The following is a 2510-nucleotide window of genomic DNA, read 5'->3' as shown; positions in this document are numbered from 1 at the left end:
CCCAAAAGGTCAAACGGCAAGTTTTTGTTTCCCACAGCAGCATTTGGCTAAGATACATACTCGCATTCCCATCTACGACTGAAACCAAAGTTGCTGTTCCGTCTCCTCCCATGCCCATGTCCATCACAATTGCATATGGCTTCTCGTCAGTCGTTGTTGTCAGTCCGATTTGTTCAGGAGTGGCTGCAAAAATCTGCCCTCTTAGTCCCATGTATGGATTGTCCTTTGACTCAATAGTTCCCTGAGTTGCATCATTCTCAGATGTTTCTGAATTTTTTCTTGTCGTCAAGAAGTAAATAAGTCCACCAACAATTACTAGTCCAACGATTAAATATGTCATTTTCATTTTGTCTTTTGAATCTTTGTCGATTAGCTCCAAACTGTCCAAAATAATTGGCCACAACGATTACTGTGAAAATAGTAGCTTTGGTTTGCTAAAAAGCTTTGCGTGGCTATTATTTTTTACAGAATGTTGTAGCTCGTTGTTTATTTAGAAATAGGTTTTTACTGCGAACTCAAACTGATTAATAAATATCTCTTTAAAATTTGAGATGTTATTCTGTTCATAAAAGAGCAACATCGCTTTTTTATAATCTATTGAGTCTACCGTCCTAAATGATAATGGACAATAATTATAATTCATAAGTATTGCGTTACTTATTATTCTTGCAGTTCTTTTATTCCCGTCCATAAAGGGTTGAATGTAAGAAATCAATACTAGCGCCAATAAGGCTTTTTCAAAGATGCTTTCTTTATTGTTTATGACATTACAAGTGCTTTTTAATGCTTCTAATATCTGAAATTCATTGTCTAAAGGTTTGTAATTTGTTCCTGAGATACCGACACGTCTCTTTCTCAAATTACGTTCTACAGCAAGTTCCTTTATTAATATACTATGAATGTCTTCAATTTTAGAAACGCTTAAAGGATTGAGGTAGCCAGGGTTATCGATAATGAAATCAAGTGCATCTTTGTGATTAAGCAACATTGTAGCTTCTTCTTTTGTCTTTCCTGCTGCTGTTTCTTTTTCCTTTAAGAGTCTTTCTGTTTCGAGTAGTGAGTATGTATTTCCCTCTATTTGAGAAGATTTCCAACTTAAATCAATAGCTAATCGCTCAAATTCTTTTTTGTATTCATTTTCAGTTAACTGTGAGATGTTTCTTTGAAAACTATCCTGTAGTTCATTTAGTTTTAATAGTTCGTTTTCTGTAAAAACACTGTGCTTTGCTAAAACCTCTGTTATGATTGAAAAATTGAAGCCCTCCTTTATTTCTCTTTCGTCAATTTCTTTTTCATAATATTGGTCAATATTAATTGGTTGAATGACCTCAAAAGTTGGAGAAATAATATATTTTGTACCTTTACCTTGTCCTTTTGTTGCTATGTAATTATTAGAAATTAAGTCAGTTAACATTCTTTTAAGTGTAGCGTAACTAACAGAAAGAGCCACATTATCGAAAACCTCCTTAGAGGAGCATTCTCTATTTTTCTTTAGAAAATCTAATATTTGCTGATGTCGATTGTCAATCATCCGAATGTTTTAAGCTCACAAAGATATTCATTTTAGCTCAAATTTAATATTAATTTGAGCTATATCTTTACTTTGAATGAGCTAGAACGGTCAGTGGAAAAATAGTAGTTTTGGCCATGCATTGGCCTTTGCGCGACTATTATTTTTTCCACATTGTTGGGCTTTCGTGCTATTTTATTCAAGTCGGATCGAAATGTCAAGATGCCCGCCAAGTCCCTCGGTGATAATTCTCTGTAATGTCGAAAAGCGGATGTCCTTTAGATTTCTTTCCAGTTTTGAGATGTACGACTTGTTTGTTCCAGCCAATTCCGCTAACTGCTCCTGTGTCAGTCCTTTTTGTTCTCTGGCCTGTTGAATCAAAACACCAAGCTTAAAGGTCTCATATTCACTCTCAAAATGCTCTCGCTTATCTGTTCCTTTTTTCCCAATCTTTTCATCAATGAATTGATCGAGACTTTTTAGGTTTTTATTCTTTGCTGTCATAATACTCTCCTTTTATCTGTTCTGCTCGTTCTATTTCTTGTTTAGGAGTTTTCTGGCTTTTCTTTTGAAAACCATGTCCGATTACTACAAGGTTGTCCATATCGAAAAAGCAGAAAATCCTAAATATGTTGCTCCCAACTTGAACTCTTATTCATAAAGTCCTGAAGTGTTCTTTAAATGTTTTAAATATATTTCAGGAATCCGGTCAATTTCTTCAACGATTTTCAGTGTCCAAAGAATTTTCTTTTGAACCTTTTCACTTTGATCGTCATAGAATTTTTCAAAGTAGTCTTTAAAGAAATAGAGTTCGCGTTTTTTACTCATGAAGCAAAGATATAAAAAGTAGTCCAATTGGGCAACATAGGTAGGTGTAGTAGTTTGAACGGCATGAAACCCAACGCTTAGCTAAAATCCGTAGGCTTGACCTTTGTTAATTTCCTTAAAAGTATCCAGCATCCGCCATTATGGATTTCTGGCCAACAGGGGAAAGGTCACC

5 protein-coding genes are annotated in these 2510 nt (G+C 34.8%); all 5 read right to left on the bottom strand.

Annotated features, from left to right (window positions below):
- The coding region (locus tag C900_RS26705; protein ID WP_157494265.1) for a hypothetical protein at window positions 1-379 on the bottom strand (379 nt) is incomplete at its 3' end.
- 111 nt (window positions 380-490) lie between these two features.
- On the bottom strand, window positions 491-1531 hold the full coding sequence (locus tag C900_RS26700; protein WP_009583610.1) for a Fic family protein: 1041 nt from the start codon (window positions 1529-1531) through the stop codon (window positions 491-493).
- A 174-nt stretch (window positions 1532-1705) separates the two neighbouring features.
- Complete coding sequence (locus tag C900_RS26695; protein ID WP_009583609.1) at window positions 1706-2014, bottom strand: helix-turn-helix domain-containing protein; 309 nt, start codon at window positions 2012-2014, stop codon at window positions 1706-1708.
- Window positions 1998-2114 (bottom strand): type II toxin-antitoxin system RelE/ParE family toxin, encoded by a 117-nt coding sequence (locus tag C900_RS30755; RefSeq protein WP_009583607.1) that lies wholly within the window; start codon window positions 2112-2114, stop codon window positions 1998-2000. The genes C900_RS26695 and C900_RS30755 overlap by 17 nt, the downstream gene beginning before the upstream one ends.
- A gap of 47 nt (window positions 2115-2161) precedes the next feature.
- The gene (locus C900_RS30750; protein ID WP_009583605.1) at window positions 2162-2338 is read right to left on the bottom strand and encodes a hypothetical protein; all 177 of its coding nucleotides are present in this window, start codon (window positions 2336-2338) and stop codon (window positions 2162-2164) included.
- Between the last annotated feature and the right edge of the window lie 172 nt (window positions 2339-2510).

Source organism: Fulvivirga imtechensis AK7 (genome assembly GCF_000331535.1).
Taxonomy (GTDB): Bacteria; Bacteroidota; Bacteroidia; order Cytophagales; family Cyclobacteriaceae; genus Fulvivirga; species Fulvivirga imtechensis.
The sequence above is the reverse complement of the archived record's forward strand: the minus strand, read 5'-3'. Positions and strand labels throughout refer to the sequence as shown.

Excerpts from the sequence above, each read along its gene's own strand:
- C900_RS26700 (WP_009583610.1), bottom strand. The coding sequence starts at position 1,531 with ATGATTGACAATCGACATCAGCAAATATTAGATTTTCTAAAGAAAAAT.
- C900_RS26695 (WP_009583609.1), bottom strand. The coding sequence starts at position 2,014 with ATGACAGCAAAGAATAAAAACCTAAAAAGTCTCGATCAATTCATTGAT.
- C900_RS30755 (WP_009583607.1), bottom strand. The coding sequence starts at position 2,114 with ATGGACAACCTTGTAGTAATCGGACATGGTTTTCAAAAGAAAAGCCAG.
- C900_RS30750 (WP_009583605.1), bottom strand. The coding sequence starts at position 2,338 with ATGAGTAAAAAACGCGAACTCTATTTCTTTAAAGACTACTTTGAAAAA.